The 25,451-nt window shown below is 39.8% G+C and carries 25 protein-coding genes, 1 tRNA gene and 1 pseudogene; 10 read left to right on the forward strand and 17 right to left on the reverse strand.

The genetic code is table 11. The features are described 5' to 3' along the window. Position 1 precedes the first annotated feature (1 nt). From SEDOR53_RS0109080 to SEDOR53_RS17560, 3 genes are all read left to right on the forward strand, one after another. Positions 2 to 625, forward strand: a complete 624-nt coding sequence (locus SEDOR53_RS0109080) for an FMN-binding negative transcriptional regulator (RefSeq protein WP_026769447.1) — start codon at positions 2 to 4, stop codon at positions 623 to 625. Further along, entirely contained in the window at positions 622 to 1,299 is a 678-nt protein-coding gene (cmk, locus tag SEDOR53_RS0109085) for a (d)CMP kinase (protein WP_026769448.1), read from the forward strand. The genes SEDOR53_RS0109080 and cmk overlap by 4 nt, the downstream gene beginning before the upstream one ends. Before the next feature lie 364 nt (positions 1,300 to 1,663). Next, positions 1,664 to 3,253 (forward strand): bacterial transcriptional activator domain-containing protein, encoded by a 1,590-nt coding sequence (locus SEDOR53_RS17560; protein ID WP_037360906.1) that lies wholly within the window; start codon positions 1,664 to 1,666, stop codon positions 3,251 to 3,253. Here the strand turns inward: SEDOR53_RS17560 and SEDOR53_RS0109095 are convergent. From SEDOR53_RS0109095 to SEDOR53_RS0109110, 4 genes are all read right to left on the reverse strand, one after another. Then, positions 3,219 to 4,064, reverse strand: a complete 846-nt coding sequence (locus tag SEDOR53_RS0109095) for a type 1 glutamine amidotransferase (protein WP_026769449.1) — start codon at positions 4,062 to 4,064, stop codon at positions 3,219 to 3,221. The two genes, SEDOR53_RS17560 and SEDOR53_RS0109095, sit on opposite strands and share 35 nt — an antisense overlap. Before the next feature lie 26 nt (positions 4,065 to 4,090). Beyond that, the gene (locus tag SEDOR53_RS0109100; RefSeq protein WP_037360909.1) at positions 4,091 to 5,200 is read right to left on the reverse strand and encodes a M42 family metallopeptidase; all 1,110 of its coding nucleotides are present in this window, start codon (positions 5,198 to 5,200) and stop codon (positions 4,091 to 4,093) included. Between the two features lie 10 nt (positions 5,201 to 5,210). After that, complete coding sequence (locus tag SEDOR53_RS17565) at positions 5,211 to 6,056, reverse strand: hypothetical protein (protein ID WP_084220403.1); 846 nt, start codon at positions 6,054 to 6,056, stop codon at positions 5,211 to 5,213. A 72-nt stretch (positions 6,057 to 6,128) separates the two neighbouring features. Then, entirely contained in the window at positions 6,129 to 6,578 is a 450-nt protein-coding gene (locus tag SEDOR53_RS0109110) for a hypothetical protein (protein ID WP_026769451.1), read from the reverse strand. 49 nt (positions 6,579 to 6,627) lie between these two features. Here SEDOR53_RS0109110 and SEDOR53_RS0109115 point away from each other — a divergent pair, with 49 nt between their 5' ends. Together SEDOR53_RS0109115 and SEDOR53_RS0109120 are read left to right on the forward strand one after the other, a co-directional pair. Then, positions 6,628 to 7,608 (forward strand): acyltransferase, encoded by a 981-nt coding sequence (locus tag SEDOR53_RS0109115; RefSeq protein WP_037360915.1) that lies wholly within the window; start codon positions 6,628 to 6,630, stop codon positions 7,606 to 7,608. 58 nt (positions 7,609 to 7,666) lie between these two features. Next, a tRNA-Leu gene (locus SEDOR53_RS0109120) sits at positions 7,667 to 7,750 on the forward strand. Positions 7,751 to 8,489: 739 nt separating this feature from the next. On the opposite strand, the pseudogene SEDOR53_RS19470 reads toward SEDOR53_RS0109120, so the two are convergent. The 8 genes and pseudogenes from SEDOR53_RS19470 to traK form a co-directional block, all read right to left on the reverse strand. Continuing rightward, positions 8,490 to 9,260 (reverse strand): annotated as a pseudogene (locus SEDOR53_RS19470) (recombinase family protein); the annotation flags it as partial. Positions 9,261 to 9,430: 170 nt separating this feature from the next. Continuing rightward, positions 9,431 to 9,730, reverse strand: a complete 300-nt coding sequence (locus tag SEDOR53_RS0109135; protein ID WP_026769453.1) for a hypothetical protein — start codon at positions 9,728 to 9,730, stop codon at positions 9,431 to 9,433. A 5-nt stretch (positions 9,731 to 9,735) separates the two neighbouring features. Further along, positions 9,736 to 10,491, reverse strand: coding sequence for a hypothetical protein (locus SEDOR53_RS0109140; protein WP_026769454.1), 756 nt, complete (start codon positions 10,489 to 10,491; stop codon positions 9,736 to 9,738). A 41-nt stretch (positions 10,492 to 10,532) separates the two neighbouring features. Beyond that, on the reverse strand, positions 10,533 to 11,765 hold the full coding sequence (locus SEDOR53_RS0109145) for a hypothetical protein (protein WP_051416570.1): 1,233 nt from the start codon (positions 11,763 to 11,765) through the stop codon (positions 10,533 to 10,535). Further along, positions 11,762 to 12,526, reverse strand: a complete 765-nt coding sequence (traN, locus tag SEDOR53_RS0109150; RefSeq protein ID WP_026769456.1) for a conjugative transposon protein TraN — start codon at positions 12,524 to 12,526, stop codon at positions 11,762 to 11,764. The genes SEDOR53_RS0109145 and traN overlap by 4 nt, the downstream gene beginning before the upstream one ends. A gap of 21 nt (positions 12,527 to 12,547) precedes the next feature. After that, entirely contained in the window at positions 12,548 to 13,825 is a 1,278-nt protein-coding gene (traM, locus tag SEDOR53_RS0109155) for a conjugative transposon protein TraM (protein WP_026769457.1), read from the reverse strand. Between the two features lie 5 nt (positions 13,826 to 13,830). Next, a complete protein-coding gene (locus tag SEDOR53_RS0109160; protein WP_026769458.1) occupies positions 13,831 to 14,328 on the reverse strand; it encodes a hypothetical protein in 498 nt (165 codons plus the stop codon). A 1-nt stretch (position 14,329) separates the two neighbouring features. Beyond that, the gene (gene traK / locus SEDOR53_RS0109165) at positions 14,330 to 14,947 is read right to left on the reverse strand and encodes a conjugative transposon protein TraK (protein ID WP_026769459.1); all 618 of its coding nucleotides are present in this window, start codon (positions 14,945 to 14,947) and stop codon (positions 14,330 to 14,332) included. Positions 14,948 to 15,229: 282 nt separating this feature from the next. Here traK and SEDOR53_RS0109170 point away from each other — a divergent pair, with 282 nt between their 5' ends. The 4 genes from SEDOR53_RS0109170 to SEDOR53_RS0109185 all read left to right on the forward strand — a co-directional run bounded on the left by SEDOR53_RS0109170 (position 15,230) and on the right by SEDOR53_RS0109185 (position 21,855). Then, complete coding sequence (locus SEDOR53_RS0109170) at positions 15,230 to 18,724, forward strand: AAA domain-containing protein (protein ID WP_026769460.1); 3,495 nt, start codon at positions 15,230 to 15,232, stop codon at positions 18,722 to 18,724. Next, positions 18,717 to 20,174 carry a hypothetical protein gene (locus tag SEDOR53_RS0109175; protein ID WP_026769461.1) on the forward strand — a complete coding sequence of 486 codons (1,458 nt, stop codon included), beginning with the start codon at positions 18,717 to 18,719 and terminating at the stop codon, positions 20,172 to 20,174. Before SEDOR53_RS0109170 ends, SEDOR53_RS0109175 begins: the two co-directional genes overlap by 8 nt. 138 nt (positions 20,175 to 20,312) lie before the next feature. Further along, positions 20,313 to 20,897, forward strand: a complete 585-nt coding sequence (locus SEDOR53_RS0109180) for a DUF6088 family protein (RefSeq protein WP_026769462.1) — start codon at positions 20,313 to 20,315, stop codon at positions 20,895 to 20,897. A 1-nt stretch (position 20,898) separates the two neighbouring features. Further along, complete coding sequence (locus tag SEDOR53_RS0109185; RefSeq protein WP_026769463.1) at positions 20,899 to 21,855, forward strand: nucleotidyl transferase AbiEii/AbiGii toxin family protein; 957 nt, start codon at positions 20,899 to 20,901, stop codon at positions 21,853 to 21,855. Here SEDOR53_RS0109185 and traJ read toward each other — a convergent pair whose 3' ends face one another. After that, positions 21,856 to 22,962, reverse strand: coding sequence for a conjugative transposon protein TraJ (traJ, locus tag SEDOR53_RS0109190; RefSeq protein ID WP_369751317.1), 1,107 nt, complete (start codon positions 22,960 to 22,962; stop codon positions 21,856 to 21,858). Here traJ and SEDOR53_RS19475 point away from each other — a divergent pair. Further along, the gene (locus tag SEDOR53_RS19475) at positions 22,948 to 22,992 is read left to right on the forward strand and encodes a hypothetical protein (RefSeq protein ID WP_369751318.1); all 45 of its coding nucleotides are present in this window, start codon (positions 22,948 to 22,950) and stop codon (positions 22,990 to 22,992) included. The two genes, traJ and SEDOR53_RS19475, sit on opposite strands and share 15 nt — an antisense overlap. Before the next feature lie 86 nt (positions 22,993 to 23,078). Here SEDOR53_RS19475 and SEDOR53_RS0109195 read toward each other — a convergent pair whose 3' ends face one another. Genes SEDOR53_RS0109195 through SEDOR53_RS0109210 form a run of 4 tightly spaced genes read right to left on the reverse strand, consistent with a single transcriptional unit; the run spans position 23,079 to position 25,448 of the window. Further along, positions 23,079 to 23,705, reverse strand: coding sequence for a hypothetical protein (locus tag SEDOR53_RS0109195; RefSeq protein ID WP_026769465.1), 627 nt, complete (start codon positions 23,703 to 23,705; stop codon positions 23,079 to 23,081). Beyond that, complete coding sequence (locus tag SEDOR53_RS0109200) at positions 23,702 to 24,346, reverse strand: hypothetical protein (protein WP_026769466.1); 645 nt, start codon at positions 24,344 to 24,346, stop codon at positions 23,702 to 23,704. Before SEDOR53_RS0109200 ends, SEDOR53_RS0109195 begins: the two co-directional genes overlap by 4 nt. A 34-nt stretch (positions 24,347 to 24,380) precedes the next feature. Beyond that, positions 24,381 to 25,061, reverse strand: a complete 681-nt coding sequence (locus tag SEDOR53_RS0109205) for a hypothetical protein (protein ID WP_026769467.1) — start codon at positions 25,059 to 25,061, stop codon at positions 24,381 to 24,383. A 6-nt stretch (positions 25,062 to 25,067) separates the two neighbouring features. Continuing rightward, entirely contained in the window at positions 25,068 to 25,448 is a 381-nt protein-coding gene (locus SEDOR53_RS0109210; RefSeq protein ID WP_037360920.1) for a hypothetical protein, read from the reverse strand. Between the last annotated feature and the right edge of the window lie 3 nt (positions 25,449 to 25,451).

A 25,451-nucleotide genomic window follows, 5' to 3' on the forward strand; every position in this document is an offset into this window, starting at 1 on the left:
CATGTACCATTTACCGCATTACAAAGAGAAAGACCAGGCTGTTGTGATCGATTTCATGAAGCAGCATCCTTTTGCCATGCTGATCGGTGTTGATGCAGGCGGACAGCCCGTTGCTACCCAGTTGCCCTTCCTCATCAAAGAGAAAGAAGGGGCACTTTACCTGCAGGCGCACATTATGCGACAGACCGATCATTGCAAAGCGTTTGAGACCCACCAACAGGCGTTGGTACTGTTTACCGGTCCGCATACCTATGTGAGCGCCAGTTGGTACGAAAACCCGCAGCAGGCTTCTACCTGGAACTATATGACAGTGCATGCGCGGGGAACACTTGCTTTCCTGGATCATGAACAATTATTGCAAGTATTGGAAGAAACCACCACACATTTTGAACAGGATGCGCAATCACCTGCTCAATACAAAGAATTATCGCCCGAATATGTTGAACGCATGGCCAAAGCCATTGTTGCTTTTGAGATAAAAGTAGATGCACTGGAGCATGTATTCAAGTTGAGCCAGAACCGCGACCGGCGCAGCTATGAGCAGATCATGGAGCGGTTGAATGAACAAGATGCTGATGCAAAAGCTATTGCCGCCGAGATGCAAAAAAGAAAAGGCCGTTTATGAAGAAGATCATCATCACGCTCGACGGTTTTTCATCCTGTGGCAAAAGTACCCTGGCGCGCCAGCTGGCCAATGAACTCAACTATGTTTTTATCGACAGCGGGGCCATGTACCGCGCCATCACTTTGTATTTCCTGCGCCAGCATATCGACTGGCAGAATGAAACAGAAGTGGTGAAAGCCCTGGGTAAAGTGAGCCTGGATTTTCGTTACAATCCCATTACCGGCAACAGCGATATGTATTTGAATGATGAGAATGTGGAAGCATTGATACGCGATATGCTGGTGAGTGAAAATGTAAGCACCGTATCTGCGCTGAAAGCAGTAAGGGAATTTGCCGTTGCGCAGCAACAGCAAATGGGAAAGAAAAAGGGGATTGTCATGGATGGGCGGGATATCGGCACCACGGTATTCCCGCATGCCGAATTAAAAATATTCGTAACGGCCGATCCGGCCGTAAGGGTGGAAAGACGGTTCAGGGAATTATTTGCCAAAAATCCCAATATCACCATTGAAGAGGTGAAAAACAACCTGGAAATGCGTGATTATATTGATAGTAACCGGGAGTTCAGTCCCCTTAGAAAAGCCGAAGACGCCATTGTGCTCGATAACAGCAACCTCACCCGGGAAGAGCAGTTGTCGTTGGCGCTCAAATGGGCCAGGGAAAAGATTCGCTGAAAAAAATATTAAGGAAATGTTATTTTAATTAAAATCTTCCTTACCTTGGCGCCAACAAAAAAGGTCCCTCCGTGGAAACGGAACGACCTCTACGATTGCTTGCCATACGAAAACTCTTGCTGCGGTTGGCGTTATTATCTACCGCTTAATATTTTGAACTGCAACGGTTGCAGTGTATCTTCGATTGTTTGCCTCTTCTAACGATTGCTTGCCTTACTTCCTGTCTCTCGAACTAATCTGACACAAATGTAGAACGGTTTGAGACATTAAGAAAAACAAGTTTACAAAGGTTTTATTATGCTGAAAAGCGGTTTCATACGCTGAAACCCTTGCCAGTATTGCGTTTTTGGTAAAAATGAATATGATGCCCAACCGTATTTCCGATCCATTGTTACAGTTGATAAAGTCGCTCCAGAAGTCGGAAAAGCGCAATTTTAAGCTCTATATCAAGCGCAGTTCAGCCAAAGAAGACCTGAAAATCATCCAGTTATTCGATGCAATGGATAAACTGGCCGAGTATGATGAAAAGCATTTGTTAAAAAAGCTCACCAACGTGGGGAAACCACAGTTGGCCAACCTCAAAACCCACCTGTATAAGCAATTACTGGCCAGCCTGCGCCTGCTCAAGAGCAGCGAGAGCATCGATATGCAGTTGCATGAGCAGTTGGATCATGCCCGTATTCTCTATAATAAAGGATTGTATCACCAGAGCCTGAAAATACTCGATAAGGTGAAAGGGATGGCCCATACCTACAACCAGGAAAGTTTTTTGATACAGGTGATTTCATTAGAGAAAAAGATTGAAACACTGTACATCACACGCAGCATGGTAGAAAAGACCGAAGAGCTGATTGTACAGGCCAATGAAGTGAATGAGAAAAGGATGGTGATTACACAATTGTCGAACCTGGCGTTGCAGTTGTACACCTGGTATATCAAGAACGGCCATGCCCGGAATGAAGAAGATGAAAAAGGCATCAAACAATATTTCAGGGAGCACCTGCCGGCGAATGCACAAAACCTGACGGGTTTTTATGAGCGTTTGTACCTGTTCCAGAGTTATTGCTGGTATGCTTTTGTTCGGCAGGACTTCATCATGTATTACCGGTATAGCCAGAAATGGCTTGATCTGTTCGATGAACAGCCTTTGATGATACCGATAGAGACAGGCCACTATGTAAAAGCCCTGCACAACCTGCTGAATGCGCATTTCGACCTGCGCAATTTTGAAAAATTCCAGGTTATATTGAAACGATTCGAGGAGTTCTCAACTACTCCACTGGCCAACCAGCACGATATCTTCAGGGTACATTCTTTTATCTATATCTACAGCGCCAAACTGAACTGGCACCTGATGACGGGTACTTTCAAAGAGGGACTGTTGCTGGTACCGGAGCTGGAAGCCTGGCTGGAGAAAGAAGCATTGTATCTCGATAAACACCGCATACTGGTATTCAACTATAAGATGGCTACGCTGTTTTTTGGTAGCGGCGATTATGAAACATCCATTGATTATCTGCGCAGGATCATCGACGACCATGTAGACATGCGCAGTGATTTGCAGTGTTACGCACGGTTGCTGCACATGATGGCGCACTATGAGTTGGGTAATTTGGAATTGATCGAAGGCTCACTGATCCGCTCGGTATACCGTTACATGGCCAAAATGAAAAACCTTACAGTGATTGAAGAAGAGATGTTCAAATTTTTGCGGCACTCTTTCCATCGTCCTGCCCACCAGGTGAAAACAGAACTGAAGCAGTTCCTGCACACCATCCGGCAGGTAGAGAAGAGCCGTTTTGAAACAAGGTCTTTTGCTTATCTCGATGTGATATCCTGGGTAGAAAGCAAAGTGTATGAGAAGCCGATGAGCAAGGTCATTCACGACAAATATTTACAACACAAACGGAAAGGGGGCGTTAAGCGGGAACAACAGCCTGTTGCTGTGCTGTAAGGACCAGGTCTAGAAAATTAGGGAGCACATGGTTATGTGTTCTCAGTATCTTATCCGGGTCCTGCAATTGTTCCACCATGCTTTGCCATTTGGCTTTGCCATGGTTTTGAATAACGGTCTGCTTTTTATCTTCTCTTAATAAATACATGTGCATACCTTCTGCATCGGCCTCGGGATGGAACTGGGTGCCGATAAAATGCTCATTGAAACGGATGCCCATAATGGCCCTTTCAAAGGGTACATGCGGCCTGATCTTTTCGAGCGCCAGTAAATGAGCGCCCATTGCTTTCAGTTTTTCGCGTTTGGGTTTGATCACCTGGTAATCGCGGCTGTCTACTGCAAAGAACGGATCTGTAAGACCCTGGAAAACCGGTTCTTCTTTGCCATACGGCAGCATGTGCACGGGAAAGACCCCGAAGGCGGTGGACTTACGCTTGCAAACAGTGGCCAACTGGAAATACCGGCAGGCCAGTTGAAAGCTGTGGCAGATGAAGAATACTTTTTTCTTGGGAACATGAAGCGCTTCCAGGTTCCATTGCTCCATGCGTGCTATCCAGTCGAAATAACGCCGTTCCCATTCAGTGCCTTCGCTTTCCAAAGGAGAGCCGGGGCCGCCACTGGAAATATATACATCATAGGAGGTATCAGGTACAGCCAACTGTTGCCGCACGTCGAATTCATCGAATTCCACGTTGAGTTGTTTGAAATCGCCCCATTGGTTGATGATCTCCCTGATACAGCGCATTCCCTGGTTGGGCTCGCCCGCATAAAGGTCCAGGATGGCTATTCTTATATGTTCCCTGTTCTGCATGAAACCGCAAAAATAGACATATAATCTTACAAATAAGAGAGATTGGTTTTGGGTGTCAGGGTCAGCAAAGTATGATACATCAACTGAATGGTGCCCTCGATATCGCTCTTGTGCAGCATTTCCACGGTCGTGTGCATGTAGCGCAGGGGTATGGAGATGAGTACAGAGGGGCAACCATCATTGGCATAGGCGAAACTATCTGTATCGGTACCGGTGCTCCTGCTGAGGGTGCGGAACTGAACGGGTATTTTGTTTTTTTCAGCTACGTCTTCCACCACTTTCAGCAGTTTATTGTGGATAGCCGGCGCATAAGCGAGTGAAGGTCCTTTACCGCACTGTATATCGCCTTCAATGATCTTGTTGATCATGGGCGTACTGGTATCATGCGTAACATCGGTAATGATCGCTATATCGGGCTTGATGCGGCGGGCGATCATTTCAGCACCGCGCAAACCAATCTCTTCCTGTACAGCATTCACTATATACAGGGCGAAGGGTAATTTCTTTTTGTGCTCGTGCAGCAGACGTGCTACTTCGGCAATCATGAAGCCGCCTACGCGGTTATCGAATGCGCGGCCTATATAAAAGTCATTGGCCAGCTCATCGAACCCTTCTTCATAGGTAACCACTGCGCCAATATGAACGCCCAGTTCTTCTACTTCTTTCTTGCTGCGGGCGCCGCAATCGAGACAAAGGTTCTCCACTTTGGGTTGCTGCTCTTTATCGCCATTGCCCAAACGGGTATGGATCGCGGGCCAGCCGAATACCGCTTTCACAGGTCCTTTTTTACCATGAATCCATACCCGCTTGGCAGGCGCTACCTGATGATCTACGCCACCGTTGCGTTTCAGGTAAATGAGTCCCTGTTCATTGATGTAGTTCACGAACCAACTGATCTCATCGGCATGCGCTTCAATGACCACTTTAAAAGGAGCGGTAGGGTTGATCACGCCCACAGCAGTGCCATAAGGATCGGTAAAGAAAGTATCGGCATAAGGCTTGATGTAATCGAGCCAGAGTTTTTGCCCGCCACTCTCAAAGCCAACCGGGGAAGGGGTATTGATATAATTCTTCAGAAAAGTCAGTGATTTGTCTGTCAGGATGGATGTTGCTTTCGTTTTTTTTGTCTTTGCCATAATCTTTGTTTTAAAAATATAACGCGCCGATGGTACCACACAGGGCTTTGACCAGCATAAGTCCGTCTATGATTGCAAGATAATAGAGAATTGGTTTACGCCGTTGCATGGACAGCGCCACCATAATCAATAAAATGAAGGGGATCGTATTCAGCATAATGCGGAGGAAAGGGAAATGCATATAATAAGCATAACTGAGAAAAGTCCCCAATCCCACCACACTTAATGGTAGAATGATGTAAAAAATGCTCTTCCGTAGCCCGATCTGCACCACAAAAGTTTTCAGCTGTTTGTTATGGTCTGCCACATAGTCTTTGAAATCAAACATGATACAGAGAACAGTGATGAACATCAGGTTTTTGATGAAGAGCAAAACGTTGAACAGTTTAGGGGCATAAGGCAAGCCGTCCTCAATACTTTTGAAGAGTACCGGATACACCGTAACAGTGCCCGCCCATACAAAACCGATCACGAAGGGTTTCAGCCATCCGTTGTTGCGCAGGCTGTGCGAGCTATTGAGTGGTGCAGCACTGCCATAATAGAGTGCAGCAGCTACCGGGAAAATACCAATAGCTACCCATTGCAGAAAAGAAGCCGCTACCATCCTGGATCCGAACTCGTATAAGAGGATGCCGCCGCTGATGAAAGAGACAGCAGTGAGCGATAACTGGGATACCCGCATAGCCCGGTGGTTCCTGACATACCAGATGGAGCGGCGGTTACTGCTGTTGGTAATGCTTTCGGCCATGTAAGCATGGGTGTAATACAGTACTGTTGCGGCAAAAACAAACAGGTAATAGGTAAAATTGTTCAATCCGTATCCCTGTTGCAGACTGGCTTCGATCGATAGGGCCACTGTGCAGACGCCGTAAAAATAATTACCAAAGAAAAGCGTATGTATTATTTTCGATTGCAGATATAAAATTGTCTATTTCAGTATCACGATGGTGGGTGAAACGACGGTGTCACTCACATTTTTCTGCTTATCACGTGCCCAAAATTTGAAATAGCAGGTGTCGTTCTTTCCAATCGGACATTGGGGCAGGATCGGATAGCCCGCCGCAGAATTGAATCCAACGGCATAACCGATCTCCAGGGTGCCTTTCAGGTTGGGGGTTGCCACAAATTCGGGTATTTTAAGCCTGTCGGCGAAATTATTGCAACCGGTGGTCCGGGTAATTTTTTGTATCCAAATACTGTCTTGCAGGTCACCTTCCTTATCGGTGAATTCAATATTGAAGAGGATGGTCTGGTTGACACCGAAGCTGCTGCCGTTGACACTTTTGAAAGTTAATTTCGGACGCGTAGTATAGGTATCTTTGTTGCAAGACAATGCAATGAGTGTGATAGCAGTTAATATCAATAATGGGTTCTTCATTCGTTGTACTTTCCGTTCAAATTTAGTCAAAACCTTACAATAGAACACAGTGCTTCCTTTTGAAGTTAACAATATTTTCTCTATCCGGCCTGCCGATTTTGAAAAGTATTGCATGGATACCTTTCATTTCCAATACCGGCATAACCAGGTTTACCGTAGCTGGTGCGACCTGGTGTGCAAAGATATCGCCACTGTTATGACACCCGCACAGGTGCCGGCGTTGCCCATCTCGTTCTTTAAAACGCACCGGGTAGTGACTACGGATTTTGAACCACCCCTGTATTTTGAAAGCAGCGGCACCACACAAACCGTTAACAGCCGGCATTGGGTAAAAGACCCGGACATATACCGGCGCAGTTTTACCCATGCTTTCGAACAGTTTTATGGCCCGGTACCCGAATGGTGTATCATAGGATTGTTACCCGCCTACCTGGAACGGCAACATTCTTCACTGGTGATGATGGTGGATGAAATGGTGAAGATGAGCGGCCATACCGCCAGTGGCTTTTATTTATACGAGCATGAAAAGCTGGCAAACACCCTCCGGCAACTGGAAGCGGCCAGGCAAAAAACACTCCTCATCGGTGTTACTTTTGCCCTGCTCGATTTTGCTGAAACCCATCCGCAGCAACTGGAACATACCATTGTTATGGAAACGGGCGGCATGAAAGGCCGGAAAAGAGAAATGACCAGGGCAGAAGTGCATGAACAGCTTTGCGCAGGTTTTGGTGTAAAACAGGTACATGCAGAATATGGCATGACCGAATTATTGAGCCAGGCTTATTCGAAAGGAGAGGGTCGCTTTTATTGCCCGCCCTGGATGAAAGTGCTGGTGCGCGACGAAGAAGACCCGCTGCATGTGCAAACGAGTGGACGAGGCTTGTTACAAATCATAGACTTGGCAAACCTGTATAGTGTGTCTTTCATTGCAACGGAAGATGTGGGTATTGTTTATGAAGACGGAAGCTTTGAAGTATGGGGGCGGCTGGACCACAGTGATATCAGGGGATGCAGCTTACTGGTAGTGTAATGCTTTATTTGGATGATAAGGATTTTTGCCCTTATATTTGCACCCCGTTAAAGCGGAAGCCCAGGTGGCGAAATTGGTAGACGCACTGTGTTCAGGTCGCAGCGTTCGCAAGGATGTGCTGGTTCGAATCCAGTCCTGGGCACTAAAGTGGACAAATCGAAAATTGGTTCGGTTTGTCCATTTTCATTTTGGCTGAAACCCTTGTCCAGACTGTATATTAGCTGAACGGCTTCGTTCATTCTTGCGGTTCGATATTGGAATCCGTCAAAAACGAGTTTTTCGGGGAATATCGAACCAATGATTTCTCTTTTAGCTTTGTTATCTGCTTTTTCATAGAGTTTATCTAAACAAGTAAGTGTTGTCAATGCCCTATTCAGCAAGGGTTCTATACTTTTACCTTCTTGCGATAGTTCAATAAGCCTTGATTCAAGCCCGGTTATTTTCTTTTCATATTCTGATTTGATGCTGCGATATTCTGACGGCTCAATTTCATTTGACAATAGTAATTTACGGGCATTTGTAAGCTCCGCATTGGCTTTTTCCAATGCTTCTTTCACCTGCCTTAAATCTTCTCGTTGCGCCTTTGTTTGGGCTTTAAATTCTTCCTGCAACACCACTTTATAAACTTCTGTCATGCCTGGTTTGGGAACTAACTTTTTAAGTTCTCCTGAAAACAATTTGTTGGCGTTTTCAGCCTTGAACCTTGCTCCACAAGATGAAACGCAATGATAGTAGTAGTACCTGCCGTTTCTGCCTTTTGAAGCGCTGCCTGTGAGCAGCTTGCCGCATTTAGGGCAAATCAAATAGCCTCTTAATTGTAATTCATCCATACTGCCCACTTTTGCCCGGTAGGTTCTTTTCTTGCCATTCAAATAATCCTGCACATCATAAAAAAGTGCTTCTGATATAATTGGCTGATGCAAACCTTGTACATGCCTTGATTCTTCTTCTTTGTAACCTGACAAATAAATTCGGCCACAGTAAACAGGGTTTCTTAAAAGGTTCCAGAAATTAGCTTTACAGCATTTCACGCCTCTTTCAAAAGCCACTTTCATTATTTGTTCGACATTTAACTGGCCTACCGCCAATGTTTCAAAAACCCATTTCATGGTACTTGCTTCCGGCTCAATAGGCGCAATATATTTTTTTCCATCCTCAGTTATCTTATTTGCATAACCAACTGGAGCAACACCCATCCATCTTCCTTCCTTTTTCGCTTTCCGCATACCAAGCAAAACATTCAATGCCCTGCGGTCGTTTTCAACTTCTGGGGCTGCCAGATAAAATGCAAGCATCAACTTGTTTTCCGGAACTGCTAAATCCAAAGGTTGTTCAATCGCCTGGGGTTCCACTCCGAGTTTACGAAGAATGTTTATCATTTGGTAAGCATCGCCTGCATTACGGCTAAACCTGTCCCATTTAGAAAATAAAACAAAATCAACCGCATTTTTTTTCTTCTTTAAATCAAATAATAAACCATTCCACTTTGGACGGTTGAACGTCTTTGCAGAATGGTCTTCAAAAATTACCTGCCTGACTTTTATCTGATTATTGTCGCAATACTTTCTTAAACGTTCCTCCTGGTCCCGCTGTGAGTAGCCTTTGTCTGCCTGCTCATCTGTACTTACACGGATGTATAAATCTGCTGTCATGTGCTTCTGTTTTGCGTTAAAGTTATCTTAGCAAATTTAAACATAAAGTCCAGTATGAGTACCGCTTGCTCCAATGAGATATGCACATTATGCCGCTTTAAAATTTCAATTACCTGTTCCGGTTTCACACTTGCCATATCACACCTCCTCTTATTGAAATTGGTTTATTATTATGTTTTCATTTCTATATTTTTCAAGTGAATTACACTTGTCTCAAACTGATTGGAACAAGGTTCATAAATTATATAACCATATTCCTGTAGCTGGTTTATACATTTGTTGTAGGTCTGCCGGGCATTTATTTTGGCAGCCTTCATTATTAAAGCTCTCTCAATTTTTATTGGATTATTTCCACCAGTAATATTCCATTGCTGCAGTAACGCCATGTAAATGCTGATATGCGAAGCGCCGATACGGGTATCGGTGGCTATAGCAGCATAAAAGCCTGTTAGTGGTGGAAAAATGTCCATACTGCTTAATCCTGGTTAACTCTGTTTCGTTTTCCTTTGCCTGAAATTCGCTTCTTCTTAAGTAGCCCACTGCTTGATGTACCATTAGATTCTTCTGGAATTGATTCATCACCATTATCAGATTGCTTTCTTTTAAGCTGCAATTGTTTTTCCATGTATTTGTTTTGAAGAAAGCGATACGCTTCATCTGTTGTAATTCCACTACCATCTTCAGCAATGTAAAACCGCTGGCTAACATCTGCTTTGTTCTTAACAAGTGGGAGTGAGCCAACTATTTCCAAATGCAAAGTACCTGTCCAAAACTTTTGCTTCAATACAGATGCAATTACTTTTCCCTGTTCTGACTTTTCAAGTATGGAAAGGCTTCCGATTATATCTGAAATTCTCAATTCTGTTTCCCAGGTTGATTTTTCTTCAGCGTTCCATAACTTTTTATCGTCAAGGCTGAATGCCTTTTTCCAATCAATACCCGCCATCTGTTTTTCTAATTCAGCAGGATTTACTCCATCAACAGGCAAAACTAAACCACCGTTTGCTTTTTGCAGCGTTACATCATAGTATTGCAGTTGATAGTTGTCAGTTTTTTGCAACCGTTCAAAATATAAACTGAAAAGCAGTATATCTTTTTCTTTAATCACTCTTTGAGGCAAAAAAAAATCAGCCGGTTTAAAACAGATTCGTTTTAAAAGTAAACTACCTGCATCATGAAAGCCAAGTACCTCTAACTGCTTACTCAGCTCTGCTATATTCTGGATATTCATTGCACAACATTTGATAATTACTAAAATGGTTCAGGGATGCACTACGACACCCCTAAACCTTTGCCTTTACTTTCCCTCTTTTTAGGCAGCAGGCTTTGTCCATTCTTTTTCTCCAGCTTTTCCTTTTCAGCCTTCGGCTCCTGTTTCAATTCTTTTTTTTTATCATTTTCCTGGCCTGCCTTTACTTCTTTGCTGCCTTTATCAATGCCGGATTTGTATTGTTCCAGCGATTCTTTAGCAACCATCTTCATGTTTGAATCGTACATGGTAACTTTTTTATACTGTGGGTCAGCTTCCATAAACATTTTATGGCTGCTGCCATCCTTTTCAATGGTTACCGATTGTACATTCCCTTTTTCCAATGATTGCATCAGGGCTTTTGCCTTATCCGGGTCGTTCAATTCCGCCACTGCAAATTTTTCAACTGCCGCTTTCAAATCATAGCCATATTTTTCATGGAATTGCTTTACTTCAAAATTGTTGTTCTTGTCTTTGTTTTCAAAGTCAAGCTGTATCCAGGCTTTATACGGCTGGCCCTCTTTGGTGGTAAGGTCTTTGTGAACAGCCCGGCCATCCAGCAAGTTGTAGGCTTCTTTTGCTGTTACACCTTTGCCTTTGTTCAGGTAAAATGTTTGCTCATTTTTCTCGCCATTGCTTTTTTCCAATGAAGCATTGTAATTGTTGAAGAAATACATGTCCGTAGAATCGGACTTTCGGAAATTCAGCGTAGCCTCAAAAGGTTTCTTATTGATTTCCGCAGCAAATCGTAGTTGGAATTCTGCTTTACCTTCACCAAGATTCCGTTCCAGTTCCCGGTACATGTTTTCGCCAAAGCCCATGTATTTGATGTTGTCTTTCAAATACTGAAGATTTTCGTTGTTCATAAAATTTGTTTTTAATTGTTTATCGAATAATAATAATAATTGCTGTGATTCAAAGTGGTCAATCAATGCGTCTGTAAAATCATTGCCATCCTTGTTATACAGGCCATTTGCATCAGGGTCAGGATTTAGCTGGCGTTGGAGTTCTTCCCCGTATGGAATTTGATTTAAAATATCTTTTACTGAATTGAAATGAAGTACAGCGAATCTGTCACGGTCACTTATATTGTTTTCTGCAAATTCAACAGCTTCATCCCTTGTCTTAAAAAAATGTACATCGCTTTTATCAATAAAATAAAGACTGTTGTTATAGGCCATGTACTTTTCGCCTTTAGATACTGCAATGCTCACCAGGTCGAGTACTTCATCTGCTATGGGATGTTCTGTTATCATTTCAAATCGGGTAGTACTTTTGACTTCATGATAGCCTTATTATTTACTCTTAACAGAAAATGCCTGCCACCGTTCTTCTCGGTTATTTGAACCACCAAATACTTTTTGTCAGGTATAGTAAATTTTTCCAAAGCCACAACAAAAGCTGTTTTGCTATTGCCTTTTACCTTGCTGTGATTACCTGTGATATAAACAGGCTTTTGTTCCACTTCTTGTACAGCTGTTCTTTTACTTCGCTTCTTATCTTTAATAAAAAAACGAAGCAAGTCCATATCGTAATCTACTGTGCCATCATTTTTGATGTATAACTGATAGTAAATGATATTGTCTTTAATGTAAATTCCCCTGATGCCTGCCTGCATGTTGTATTTCTTATCCTTTATTTTCTTTACTATGCGTTCATTATCCAGTATCATATTGGCATAAGTACTGATTGTAGCCGTTCTGTTTACGGGTAAATAATGCACCCACACAGCAGGCTTAGCATCATAATTAACTGTAAAGGCATATACGCTGCCATCATCCGTTACAACACTTAAATTTGTTTCTGTAAAATCTTTTACTGCCGCTTTTACTAATAAAATTTCCGGTGCTTCTTTTACCTGCTGCGCCAGTACAGAACTTGTGCCACGGTCAACATGCTTAATGGCGAAAGGAAATACAAGGCTGGTAGTTTTATCAGTTGTAATATTCAGTTTTGTTTGTGCAAGACTAAACATGACTACAAGGCACCCACAAATCATACTCACTATTCTTTTCATTGCTTTACTATTTAATATTTATTAATCGGTTTCAGTATTTTTATCTTTCAGCAGCACTTTATATCCTTCCTTTATCATCACTTTCACCTGCTTTACTTTTCGGCTCATCAAACTTTTTACTGTGTTGATTCCTGCCGCCGCCGCTTGAGCTTTTAATGAAGGGTCAAGAGTGGTTAGCTCCATTAACTGCAGGCTGTTGTCAGCAGAGTTTTTTGCCACATCCCGGCTTATGGAACCAGGGATGTAAATGCCGGGTAAACCATCCATGTCGTACAGTTCTAACTTCACGGGGAACAGTTGATTTTTATAACGGATGGAATTTATTTCTGCTTCCAGCCTTTCATTATTCAGCGATGATATGCCATTTACTGGTGTGCCTTTAGGAATTAGTACCCCATTAATAAACACATCTGTAAATAAGCGTAACTGGATAACAGCACCATTTACCAATGATTGATTACTGTGCACCACCGCTTCAATTGCAAATCCTTCAGTAGCTTCTTCACTCTCTTTTGTTACTCCGTAAAATTGATTGCAGCTGTTTGACTTTTTCTTCATTGTATCAATCAACGATACGTTTGCCAATTTGGGTGAAGTGGTTACGGCAAATACGACCTGCTTTTGCCGCATTGATTTTTCTTTAAGTTTATCCTTAACCCGTTGCGGATGCTGTATGTCCAATATTTTTTCCAATGTGCCGTTTAGTTGCTGCATCTCGGGGTCGCCGGTGTTGGTTTTATCCATTGCCAGCATCATATTTTCAAGCCTTTTTACTTCGCTGGAAAATTCATCATCATGATTAGTGATACCTGTTTCATTGTTGGTTGTGGTTTCAGTTTCGGGCTGCTTATTGATTTCTTTTTGCAGTAACGCCAGCTTATCCATCAACTTTTTTTCAGGATTGCTGCCAGTATATTCATACGGCGAAGTGTTCAGCCGCTGGTTGTATTTACCTGCTGAATTTTGAGTAAGTAATTCCAGTTCATTTACAGGTAAAACAGTGGTATCCTGTTTTTGCTGATAGTAAGGGTCTGTCCGCATCCATTCTTCCATCTTAGCAGAATCTTTATCAGCTTTATCATAGAAGCTAAGCTTATCAGTCAGGTTTTCATCTTTCATTTTTGCATCAGGAAGATTTAGGTTCAAGCCTTTTTGCTCCTTTGCAATAACAGGTTCATTACTTTTTCCGCCCCCTAATGCCCAAAAAGCCATTGTAAGAAATGGCATTACCAGTAGCGGTAACACCAGCATCATTTTTCTTTTTCTCAGGAAGACCTGCGACCTTTGCACACTGCTCATACACTTCATTTTTGTTTTTGTGATAAATAAATTTTTTCCAGCACCTGCACACTATCCATCAAACCCGGCCGGGCTTGCAGAATGCTGTCGTATTCATTCGTTCTGTTCAATTTTAAACTATCCATATATTTTCTAAAATCCTGTATTTGTAAATAAGTTTGTTCATCTATAGTTGCCTCCGGCATTACTGTTTCATCTCCTGTTTTATTAAAGTGCTTTGGAATATCCATTTGCTGTATTTCTAAAGCTTTCTGCTTTCTTTCAGGACTGAAAACACTGTTTACAATAAGATAAATACTGTAGCCACCTGCACAAACGCTGAAAACTATCAGTATTAGTTTTAATCGTTTAAAATCTGTTTTCATAAATATCCTGTTCATGTTTTCTGCAAATAGCTGTTGTACTTTAATGCCCACACCGGCAATTTTGCCAGCCACTTTATCAGACACGGTAGTTTTATCATCTGATTGAACCTCTTTCTTTTTCTTTTTGAACAACCACATACTACCTGTTTTGAATGTTGATGTCAGTATTCTCCAGGGTCCGCCATTTTTCAATTAAAAAACCATGTGAATTATTATCACTCCGGGATACATTCCTCAGGTATCCTTCGGTAATAAGATTCCTGGTTACAATGGTAGTGGGGCGAATAATTTTCTGTTTCCCTTTATACCTGAAATAAAATGGATACACATCTGTATTAATAATGATGCTATCCATTATGATTTCCTGGCTGATGTTGCCCGAAATGAGGTTTGAGTAATAGCCATTCTCTTTCAGGTTATCATATTGTTGCTTTGCAGAATTATCTGCCAGGTATAATGCTTTTGTAATGTTGGCCTGAATAACCTTATCATCCGGGTCAAGAGAAAAGAAGAAATGATGAAACATTTTTACATGGTCTTTTGCTTCCACTGGAATATTATCTTTTCTGTCGGCAGCATAAGCTTCTAATGCTTTGCCGTTTGCCAGTATAAAAACTTTGTTCTGAGATTGTGACGAAAGCTGGTAGCTTTTGTAAGCAATGAAAACTGATATAAGCACACAGGCTGCTAAAAAAGCCAGGCTGAAGAAACGGATATACCTGAAAGCGGTATCTATATTTTTCGTTTTTTGAAACATTGCTCACATTTTTCTAAACCCACAATTGGATATTCTGCAATTACTTTACCAAGAAGGAGAATGATAGGGTAAGGGAGGTAGGGCTAACTACCGTTTAGAATATATAAATATTCTTTTAGTAATAGATTTCGAACTATTACTCAGCTTCGGTAGTCATTTGGGTGTTCATGCGAAATTGAATAACTTTAAGTTCGCATATAATCATAAATTATAAGTCAGCCATATAAACTACATTACTTGAGGTTCACTCCTCCAGTATATCTATACTTTTATTTTTATTAAATGGGAGAGAAATTTGACAGGCTAGGAGCCTATGACAGAGTGAGCGAAGTTGTTGAAACCAACAATGCATTTGTCTTTGATGTGCAAGGACCTGATGCTAAAACCTACTTTGCAAAAGTTCCGAAGAATTTGGATTCAGGTAGTTCTGCTACCAGACAGTTTAATAATGTCGCAAGACACCTCAAAAAGATAAACAGCGAATATATCAACAAGGTAATTGATGCTGGGTGTGACGAGAATACTGGAACATACTTTATCATTTTGGAGAAGATTGAAAATCAAAAATCACTTGAAGATTTTGTAAATAATGAAAATCAGGTTTCTCCCCGATATTTAAAATATATTTTGCAGGTTTGGTATAACTGTTCAGATGCACTTGAGCAAGCTGCATTGAAAAACATTTTTCATAAAGACCTTCATCCTAGAAATATTCTAATAAAGGAAGATGAAAATCCAGTAATTATTGACTTCGGAATTTCAATTCTTGAACATACAATTTCAAAGCGACCATCGGAAAATGAATTCAGTAATAAATTTTCACCACCAGAATTAATCAAGAAGGAGGAAAACCGACTGCAAGCACGAACGGATTTTTATTCATTGTCTCTCTGTATGCTTTATTCCCTTTTAGGACACAAGCTGTTTTACGACGATGAGAATAATGAGAATAGGCTTCAAAAAGTTATAACACTTTACAAAAACATAATTTCAAATGAAGGCTTAATTGATTTTGCAACAGTTTTCAAAAAATCCTTTGCAACAGAACCTGAAGAAAGATATTTCCGTTACTCTGAATTACGAAACTCAATTAACAAACTTTTTGAAGTAATAAATCATACTCCCGAAAAGCCTTTTGCGATTCATTCATCTGATAAGAATTATCTGCTGGATTTTCTACGGGAAGCAAATTCTGAAGGCATTTCGATTTCAATAAATGACAACAGGCATCCGCAATTCAAAAATGTTTCAGCAAGAATTTCCTCTACAAATTTTTATGCTCACACCTGTTTTTCTTCAAACAAAGGAAATTGCCTTGAAGTAATAGGCTTGAAGAAAATTGATTCATTAGAAGAAAATGAAAAACAGAATCATTCAAGAACTTTTCAGAAAGGAATAAAGTTGACAGGAATAAACTTCATTTCAGCAGAACCACACGAAACCAACATAGATAACTTTTATGATGTTTTCAATTACTTGGAGAAAGTATTTCAGGATAAACAGGAATCTACACCGCAAACTCTTAGCAGAACACCAAAAGAAGTTCTAAGAAATTACATGACTCTTTTAAACGAAGAAATAAACTATTTGCGGAACAATGCCTTTCGGGTAAAGTATTCTGACTTTGAAGTTCATGGAACAAGTGAAGCATCTTTTAAAATTGTGCTTGATGAAAAAGTATCCCTTGAAGATGTTTACAATTTTCTGAAACGTTCACAAGCATCATTTAGAAAGGGTAATGAAGTGGCTTTATCAGCTACAACAGATGCAACAGGAATAAAGGGGAAAGAAAGTGTTGGCTTCAGCACACAGTTTGTCAGAGCAAAAAATTTACTTTTTGTTAAAGACTTTAATGTAAAGAAAAAAGATGGAATCCCATCAAAAGGCTTTTTGGTTGAGGACACCTCTTTACTGGAGATTCAATACAAGCGTCAAATAAATGCAATCAAAAATTACGAGAATGACAATATTACCAATTCAGACTTACGGAAATATCTGTTTCAGCCAGAAAATTTGCAAAGCTTGGCAAATAGTTCAGGGCAAATTATAGCAGAACTTGAAGTAATTTCAACTGACAAGAATGGAGACAAAGTACAATTTGAAGCAGCCCAAAAGGATGCAATACTTAAATCCCTTTACCGACCCCCAATCACAATTATTCAAGGTCCCCCAGGTACAGGCAAGACAGCTGTTATTACCGAACTTATCAGACAGATTTTAGCGAAAGACCACCAAGCTAAAATCCTCATTACATCACAAACTAATTTGGCAGTGGACAATGTGCTTCAGCGAATGGCAAAAGTTAAAGGAATCAGCTTTATTCGCTTAGGAAGAAATATTGAGGATACAGAAATCAACAAACACTCTTTTGAAAACAAGCTAAATCTCTGGGCAAGAAATGCAAGAGGTGCAAGCGAAAAAAAATTCCTTGAACTTAAAAAGAGAGTTGAAGGTTCTGAGAAAAAGCATTCTCCAATTTTGAACTTGATTGTTCAAGAGGTTAATAAAAAGCAAGATTGGGAGGTAACAAAAAGAAACCTTAAACAAATCCTGACTGGTGCATTTGCCCGAGGGTTTGAAGGACTTAAGGACTTTATTAATAACAAAGTCGCATTTCAGAATGAAATGGCAAAACATCTCGGCACCAAACATGCCCAATTGAACAAACTTGATTTGCTAAAAAGAAGATGGCATTCGCTTCTCTCAAACATTGAGGATTATGATGCCCTCAAATCAAAGTTCATTTCGAGTATTAACATTGTAGGAGCAACATCAAATCATATAGCAGCCGGAAAATACAAAGATTTCAATTTTGAGTTTGACTATGTTATAATGGATGAAGCCGCAAAAGCCACACCTGCTGAAACCCTTGTTCCGATAAACATGGCTCATAATTTGATTTTAGTGGGTGACCACAAACAACTTCCCCCTCTTGTAACTGCAACTAAAAAGGTTATTGAAGAAATTGAAGCGAAGTTGAATAATGATGGAGAAATGATTGATTTTGACAAAGTTTATTATGATAAACCAAGTTTATTTGAAACGATGTTTGAAGGTTCGCCGGAAGAATTCAAAGAAATGTTGGATTTGCAATTCAGAATGCCCAAACAAATTGGCGATGTCATTTCAAAACTTGTATATCGCAACAAACTCAAATCAAATGACAGAAGCGGCAAAAGGCATGAAATAAAACTAAAGGCAACAACCACTATGTTTATGTGCGACATAAACAAATATCCAAATAGGTTTCATGAAATAGACCCCATAAGTAAATCTTCATTCAATCCTGTAAGTGCAAAGACAGTTCTTGAAATTCTTACTAAACTGGATTCTTACTCTGATTTATTTGTAGAAGGCGGCTATGAAATTGGAGTTATCACGGGTTACGGAAAACAAGCAGAATATTTATCTGCAGAGATTGAAAACTTTAATTTTAAAAACTTATCGCTTACTAAAAATCTAACTGTTGCAACTGTTGATAGCTTTCAAGGCTCGGAAAAAGATATAATCATATACGACATTGTAAGGAGCGGAAAATCAGAAGACGATACGGGATTGGGATTTCTTGAAATGCCGAACAGAATTAATGTTGCACTCACAAGGGTGACACGGCTGCTGGTTGTGGTTGGAGATGCTGAATATGTTCTAAATGTTAATCCAAGTTTTAGATGGCTTAATGCACATCCAAACGAGCCATTACTCCTTAAAGAGTTTGTATCTCATTTACACGAATCAGGATTTATTTACGATAACCCCAACGATATTTTTTATGGCTAAAAGAGGCAACGATAAATTTAGGCATCAGCCTCATCCCGACAAGAAGAAGTTTCATAAGCATTCTTCCAATCCGCATATTGCAGTAAAGAAAACAAAGAATATTTCGAAACAAGAAGAACTCTTTGAAAGATACAAGGAAGATTTAGGGCACGATTATTCTCTTAACGATATTTTGGAAGTTGGGTATCCCATAATTGAAGCAAAGATTGACATTATTGCTTCTGGAAAACCTAATGATGTTTTACAAGAATTACACATTTTTTTGCTTGAATCCGTTAACGCCGGATTAGATACCAAAATTTTGCTTGCAGAATTTCTCGGAGTAAGTATAAATGATTTCATATCGGATGAACTTTTTACACTACTTGAAAATGGTTTGATTGCAATTTCGGAGGAAGACAAGTATAGAGTAACAGCAAAGGGAGACGCTTTTGTTGCAGAACAAAAATTTATTCCTGTAACAAGCCAGGAAGAATTTACCTTTTTTGTTGACGGGTTTTCTCAAACAATTTCCGACCAACCAATTGACTATTTATCCAAATCAGAAAACAGGCTTACTTCTACACTTAAAGTAGATTTTCAATTTGTTCAGGAAAACTGGATGGAGATAAACAAATGTTTTACTAAATCAACTTACGGTGAAAAAGAAATAGTTGACCTTGCAAATTTCAAAAGGAGTTTTGTTTTTCCACCAGCTACGAGGTTTAAAAACGTTTTTATTTTAATCTACTATCCTAAAGACCTATCAGGAAAGAAAATTCAAATCAAAGCATATAGCAACGACAATAAGTTTCTTAAAACGGAAACAGCAACGCTTATTACTCTATTTTCTAAAGACAAATTTCTATTTGACTTTTCTAAAGAATTGGAGTTGACTGAAGAATTTAAAGCCCAATTTATTGATTCAAGTAAAGAGATTGAACAGGAAAAGAAATTAGCAGGAGAATACAAAGACATTTCAACTTTTGAGCATAAGGAACTTATCAGAGAAGCTCTTCTCACTGCCGAGTTAGCAGTTTACATAGAAAGTCCTTGGATTCGCAAAGCGACAATGGAGTATTTTGATGCAATAAAATTCTTTCTTGAAAAGAAAAACACAAAGCTGTTTATTACTTACGGCATTGATTCAAGACCGATAAATTTACCACACAGAGAAACTTTTGAGGCACTTGAAAACATAAGAGCAAAGTACAAAGACCGCTTTTTTCTTTGGCATTTGCCAACACACTTCCAAAAGTCATTCCCAAATAGACATGGTTCTCACAGAAAGATTTTAATTAAAGACCATGAATATTATGTAAAAGGAAGTTTTAATTGGCTTTCTTATAGCGGTAACGAAACAGACAGTTATGCAGTTGAAGAAGGAACCCAATTCTTTGACAATGTAAAATCATTTTGGCAGAAAATATTTTCAGAGTACAAGCTTGACTTAAAAACATTGTCTTTCTGAAATTATCCAGTAATTAAATAACTAATATGCTATTAATTTGATAATCAATATATAAAATACAAATTTGCATGAAATTTACATCAATATTCATTTGTTTTTCAAAAACTTATTGTACTTTTGTTCAGTAAATAACAATATATGAGCAGGTTACAGCAATTAAAAAGGCAATTAAAGCCAGGTGGGGTTTACCGCCGTACAGAACTGGCCAATTGGTCTAAGTCGGTTGACCGGCACCTGGATGAATTGGTGCAGGAAGGGACTTTGCAAAAACTGTCTCAGGGGCTGTACTATTACCCAAAAGAAAGTGCTTTTGGTAAAACACCGCCTGATGAAAATATGCTGGTTGAAAGTTTTTTAAAAGACCATCGCTTTTTGCTTACCACACCAAATGTGTATAACAGCCTGGGTGTAGGCACTACCCAATTGTATAATTTAAGAACGGTGTATAATCATAAACGCCATGGGGAGTTTAAGCTGGGCAATAAAACATTTCAGTTTAAGATAAAGCCCCACTTTCCTAAAAAAGTAACACCCGAATTTTTATTGGTTGATTTAGTAAATAACCTTGAATCACTGGCTGAAGACAGAAATGTTCTATTAAAGAAAGTAGCTGACAAAGTGGAAGTGATGGATAAGAAAAAACTGAAACATTCAGTAGTGGAATATGGCAGTGTAAAGGCAAAGAAACTGTTTGCTCCCTTATTACAGCCTCATACACTTTAATATGCCTGATAGTTACCTGCATAATCACAAAGACTTTCCCGACCTGCTGAATATACTGGCAGATAAAAATAACATCCTGCCCGGGCTTATTGAAAAGGACTACTGGATAATGCATGTATTGTATGGATTAAAGAAACAGGGATTGGATTTTGAACTAAAAGGAGGAACCTCTTTATCAAAAGGGTATAAAATAATAGACCGGTTTTCTGAGGATATAGACATTCATATAAAGCCACCGGCAGCATTAGGTGTTGAAGAAAATCCGGCTAAAACAAAACCCGGCCATATTACATCGAGAAAGAAATATTATGACTGGCTTGCGGAGAATATAAAAATTGATGGTGTTGTTTCTATAAGGAGAGATACAGCGTTTGATGATGAAGCATATTATCGTAGCGGTGGCATCAGGCTTTTGTATGAAAGCAAAACAGAAAGTATAGAAGGTGTAAAAGAAGGAATATTACTGGAAGCAGGTTTTGATACAGTAACCCCTAACAGCAACCTCACAATAAGTTCCTGGGCTTATGATGAAGCTGCCGGTAATGGTGGTATAAAAATCAATGATAACCGGGCGGTGGACATTACCTGCTACCACCCCGGTTATACTTTTGTAGAGAAGTTGCAAACTATTGCAACAAAATTTCGTCAGGAACAGGAAGACAACACAGAACGGCCCAATTATATGCGGCAGTACTATGATGTGGCCTGCCTGTTAAAAAATGAACAGGTGCAACAATTTATTGACACGGAAGAATACAAGGCCCATAAAAAGAAACGGTTTCCTGCAAAAGATTTTGCTATACCGGTTGCAGAAAATCAGGCTTTTCTTTTATCTGATGCTGTACTAAGGGATGCATTTAAGAAGCGATATGAAAAAACAAATAAGCTTTACTACAAAGGCCAGATACCTTTTGATGAAATAATGAATATCATTCAAACAAATATTGGAAAGTTATAGTTATGTTTTGCCACTCAGTTTATCTTTCATATAATTACTTCCGCTACCGTTATTACCTTCTTTAAAATATCCTTGTGATGCGCCTGCATCGGCCATACTATTGGCAATTTTATTATACCCACCACCCAGTGCATCCCTTGTCATAGAAGCGCCGCCTGCAGCTACAGTACGGGCAGAAGTGCTCATCATATTGGTTACCTTATACAACAGTGTATTGCCGCCACCGGCATGAATGATATAATTGGCAACCGATGGAACGGTAAAGTAACCGATGATGCCGATAATCATGAAAATTAAATAAGCTGTATCTGTTGTGCTGAAAAAGGTATCTCCGTTTGTTGCTATCTGCTGCAAATCTTCCTTCAGCATATTCTCTTGAATTTTACCCATAATGCCGCCAAAGATATTTGCAACTGGTAACCATAAAAAAATATTTAGATAACGGGCTATCCAAACAGTAAGTGTATGCTGAAAACCATCAAACACAGCAATGCCAAAGACCAAAGGCCCAAGTATTGCCAATACAATTAAATAAAACGTCCGGATGGTATTTATACAAAGTGCAGCAGCTTCAAAAAGTACTTTAAGTACTTCACTCATCCATTGTTTAATGGAATTACGAAAATTATAAGAGAATTTGGAGAAAGCAAACTTAATATCGTTGCCAATGCTTTTCAGCCAGCCTTCTTTTTTATCAGCGTAGTGATACTTATACCATTTGTCTCTGTCACCGGAGCCATTTGGTCCAACATACATTTGCCAGTAAGCTGTTTTCTTTATGGCTTCTTCTTTCATCTCCAGCAGCTTTGCAACGGCTTTATCTGAGTCGGTTACCATTGCTGCAGTGGCGGTAACTGTGGGCTTCATTACCCCGTTAATCATAGCAATAACTGATGGAAAGATTAATACTGCGAAGCCCAGCACAAATGGCCGGAACAAAGGATAAAAGTCCACAGGTTCCGCTCTTGCAATATGCCCCCACACCCTCGATGCAATATACCAGGTAGCGGCAAAGCCGGCAATACCTCTGCCAACGCCAATTAAACGGCTGCAAAGTGGCATCATATCATCATACAACTTCTCCAGCACTTCATGCAGGCTGCGAATGCGGTTTGCCATTCCCTGGGCCTCTGCTAAATGGGGAATCAGCAACACTACGATTGCTATGCAAACAACTCTTACACACATTTTCATACTCACAACTTTAAAAGTAAATAACCATTTTATCTATTCAATCCGAACAGTTTTCGTGACATCTCAATCTGCGCCTGTTCCGATTTTCGCTGAAGGGAAAGCATATTTGTATTGTTGGTAAAGTCTTTCAGAAAGGAATACTGGTCTTCTACAGCCAGGTATATCTTATCAATGGCCTGCAACCGTTCATCATCACTCATTCGCAGCTTTCCTGATGTAATGACCATAGATAGTTCATCAAGACTTTTTAAACTCTCATTAAACAGGTTACCATACACTTTGCCGAGATAATCAATTTCATCAACGGTAAACTGCTTTTCTTCTTTAAACCTATTAAAGGCAAGTTTGTATTCTTTAGATATCCGAAGCTGATAGCTGATAATATCCGCAATACGTTTATATTTTTTAACCGCAGGGCTTACCTGCATCAAGCCATCTAAAAAGGTTTTATGCAGGTTAAAATTTCCTTGCGATATATCTTTAACAGCAGTATATCCTTTAAAAATGATTTGGTAACCATTTTTCATGTTCTTTAAAATCTTTTTAAACTGCGCCAGCTTTTCAATGTTAAGCAACAGTTGCTGCACTTCATCGCTTTGTGCATTTAGTTGAACACTCATGCTGCACATAATCATAATCACAATCAGTTTTTTCATTTTATTCCATTTATAAGTTTAGAACGGTTTATTTCCATCTGCTCTCCCAATCGCTGTACGGCCAGTATGCCCATATCGTCACTAAAGGAGCAGGCAAAGGAATATTTATCCTGTACATCGGCATATAAACTATCAATCCGTTTCAGCCTTTCATCATCTTTCATTTCCAAATTGCCCGATGTTGTAACCAATATTAATTCATCCACAGTTTTTATACATTCATCCAGGAGGTTATCAAATACCTGTTTACAATAATCAACTTCAGTTTCTGTAAACTGTTTTGTTTCCTTTATTTGCTGCAGGGTCATTTTTGTTTGCTTGATGATTTTTACCTGGTAAGCAATTATATCCGCCACTTTAGCATACCTGCGGATAGCAGGATTTACATTTTTGAGCCGGTTAAAGAAATCCCGGTGCAGGTTGAGGTCCCCGTTTTTAATGTTGCGGATAGTATTTATTCCACTGGTTACAACGGTGTAACCTTTTTTTGCATAGCCAATATAAACCTGCAATGCGGCAATTTGTTGGAGCAGATATTTCTTTTGGGTTGACTTTTGATTAAGCCATTCATCTGTGGTTTGTGCATTTGATGAATGAAAGGCAAACAAGCCTACTGTTACCAATATCATTATTTTCTTCATACTTCACATTTTCACTCTTCACAATATTTTTGGGCTAACGGCTTAAACCGTACAGTCTTTTTACATATTCAATCTCTCCCAACTCATTTGCCCGTTGAATACTCAGCATCTTATTCTGATTATTGAAATCTTTTAAATCAACGTACTGCTGCTCCAGGTTATCCGAAACTGTATTGATAATTTCCAGCCGCTTTGCATCACTCATTTGTGTGGTAAAGGCATTTACCACTAAAAACAACTGGTCAATGCTTTTCAGGCTTTCATCCATCATGCCGGAATAGATGTTGTACATATAATCCAACTCTTCGGCAGTAAAGTTTTTATCTTGCTTAAAAATTGCCCAGGCGCCTTTATATTCGTTCACCATCTGCACCTGCCTTTCAATAATATCCTTTACCCGTTTGTAATAAGCCAGTGCAGCTTTTACTTTCCACAGTTCCTTAAAATAGTCGTCATACAATTTCCGCTGCTTCTCTACCCAATCTTTAATCTCATTCAGTTTTAACTGGCTCATCTTATTCTCCAGTGTTTTTTGGGCGTTTTGCAGCCAGATAGTTTTATTCTGCAGCCGCTGCATCTGAAGGTCGAGAGCTTTAATTACTTTTTTAACTGCTGCCTTAATAATGTCCACAATAGGAATTTGTGCTTTAGTTTCCTGTATTGGCAAAAACATACAGCACATGCTCAACCCCACGACTGCCAATATTTTTTTCATAATTCTCTATTTTATTTTTTTAAACTTATTGGTTCCATCAAATAGTGCTTTCTCCTTTATATCAAATGAATAATGGTCTAAAGTTTCTGCCTCTTCCAGCAATTTTGTTTCAGCATTGTAAATTCCTGATGTTTCTTTCACTTTATATTCAGGAACATTGGCTTCGCCTTCTACCTGGCGGATATAATGCCAACGGTTCTGGATTTTATATTCTTTTGCCGATTGATTTTGAAGAGAAATTACAAGAGTGTCAAACTCTTTTCCGAATTCATTTTGCCCGGCTCTTACATAGGTGCCGGGTATAAATTCCATAATTTCATCTTTGCCTTTTGTATTACATCCGGCAATAAAAAATGTAGTGAGGAAAATGAGCAATACTGTTTTCATACT

Origin of the sequence: Asinibacterium sp. OR53, assembly GCF_000515315.1 — a bacterium.
In the GTDB taxonomy this organism is placed as follows: Bacteria; Bacteroidota; Bacteroidia; order Chitinophagales; family Chitinophagaceae; genus Sediminibacterium.

Coding starts and splice junctions, on each gene's coding strand:
- SEDOR53_RS0109185 (WP_026769463.1), top strand. CDS start 20,899: ATGCCTGATAGTTACCTGCATAATCACAAAGACTTTCCCGACCTGCTG.
- SEDOR53_RS0109140 (WP_026769454.1), bottom strand. CDS start 10,491: ATGAATATCCAGAATATAGCAGAGCTGAGTAAGCAGTTAGAGGTACTT.
- SEDOR53_RS0109175 (WP_026769461.1), top strand. CDS start 18,717: ATGGCTAAAAGAGGCAACGATAAATTTAGGCATCAGCCTCATCCCGAC.
- SEDOR53_RS17560 (WP_037360906.1), top strand. CDS start 1,664: ATGCCCAACCGTATTTCCGATCCATTGTTACAGTTGATAAAGTCGCTC.
- SEDOR53_RS0109095 (WP_026769449.1), bottom strand. CDS start 4,064: ATGCAGAACAGGGAACATATAAGAATAGCCATCCTGGACCTTTATGCG.
- SEDOR53_RS0109145 (WP_051416570.1), bottom strand. CDS start 11,765: ATGATAACAGAACATCCCATAGCAGATGAAGTACTCGACCTGGTGAGC.
- SEDOR53_RS0109200 (WP_026769466.1), bottom strand. CDS start 24,346: ATGAAGAAAATAATGATATTGGTAACAGTAGGCTTGTTTGCCTTTCAT.
- SEDOR53_RS0109205 (WP_026769467.1), bottom strand. CDS start 25,061: ATGAAAAAAATATTGGCAGTCGTGGGGTTGAGCATGTGCTGTATGTTT.
- SEDOR53_RS0109180 (WP_026769462.1), top strand. CDS start 20,313: ATGAGCAGGTTACAGCAATTAAAAAGGCAATTAAAGCCAGGTGGGGTT.
- SEDOR53_RS0109135 (WP_026769453.1), bottom strand. CDS start 9,730: ATGGACATTTTTCCACCACTAACAGGCTTTTATGCTGCTATAGCCACC.
- traK (WP_026769459.1), bottom strand. CDS start 14,947: ATGTTTCAAAAAACGAAAAATATAGATACCGCTTTCAGGTATATCCGT.
- SEDOR53_RS0109210 (WP_037360920.1), bottom strand. CDS start 25,448: ATGAAAACAGTATTGCTCATTTTCCTCACTACATTTTTTATTGCCGGA.
- traM (WP_026769457.1), bottom strand. CDS start 13,825: ATGAGCAGTGTGCAAAGGTCGCAGGTCTTCCTGAGAAAAAGAAAAATG.
- traN (WP_026769456.1), bottom strand. CDS start 12,526: ATGAAAAGAATAGTGAGTATGATTTGTGGGTGCCTTGTAGTCATGTTT.
- SEDOR53_RS0109170 (WP_026769460.1), top strand. CDS start 15,230: ATGGGAGAGAAATTTGACAGGCTAGGAGCCTATGACAGAGTGAGCGAA.
- SEDOR53_RS0109160 (WP_026769458.1), bottom strand. CDS start 14,328: ATGTGGTTGTTCAAAAAGAAAAAGAAAGAGGTTCAATCAGATGATAAA.
- cmk (WP_026769448.1), top strand. CDS start 622: ATGAAGAAGATCATCATCACGCTCGACGGTTTTTCATCCTGTGGCAAA.
- SEDOR53_RS0109195 (WP_026769465.1), bottom strand. CDS start 23,705: ATGAAAAAACTGATTGTGATTATGATTATGTGCAGCATGAGTGTTCAA.
- SEDOR53_RS0109110 (WP_026769451.1), bottom strand. CDS start 6,578: ATGAAGAACCCATTATTGATATTAACTGCTATCACACTCATTGCATTG.
- SEDOR53_RS0109080 (WP_026769447.1), top strand. CDS start 2: ATGTACCATTTACCGCATTACAAAGAGAAAGACCAGGCTGTTGTGATC.
- SEDOR53_RS0109100 (WP_037360909.1), bottom strand. CDS start 5,200: ATGGCAAAGACAAAAAAAACGAAAGCAACATCCATCCTGACAGACAAA.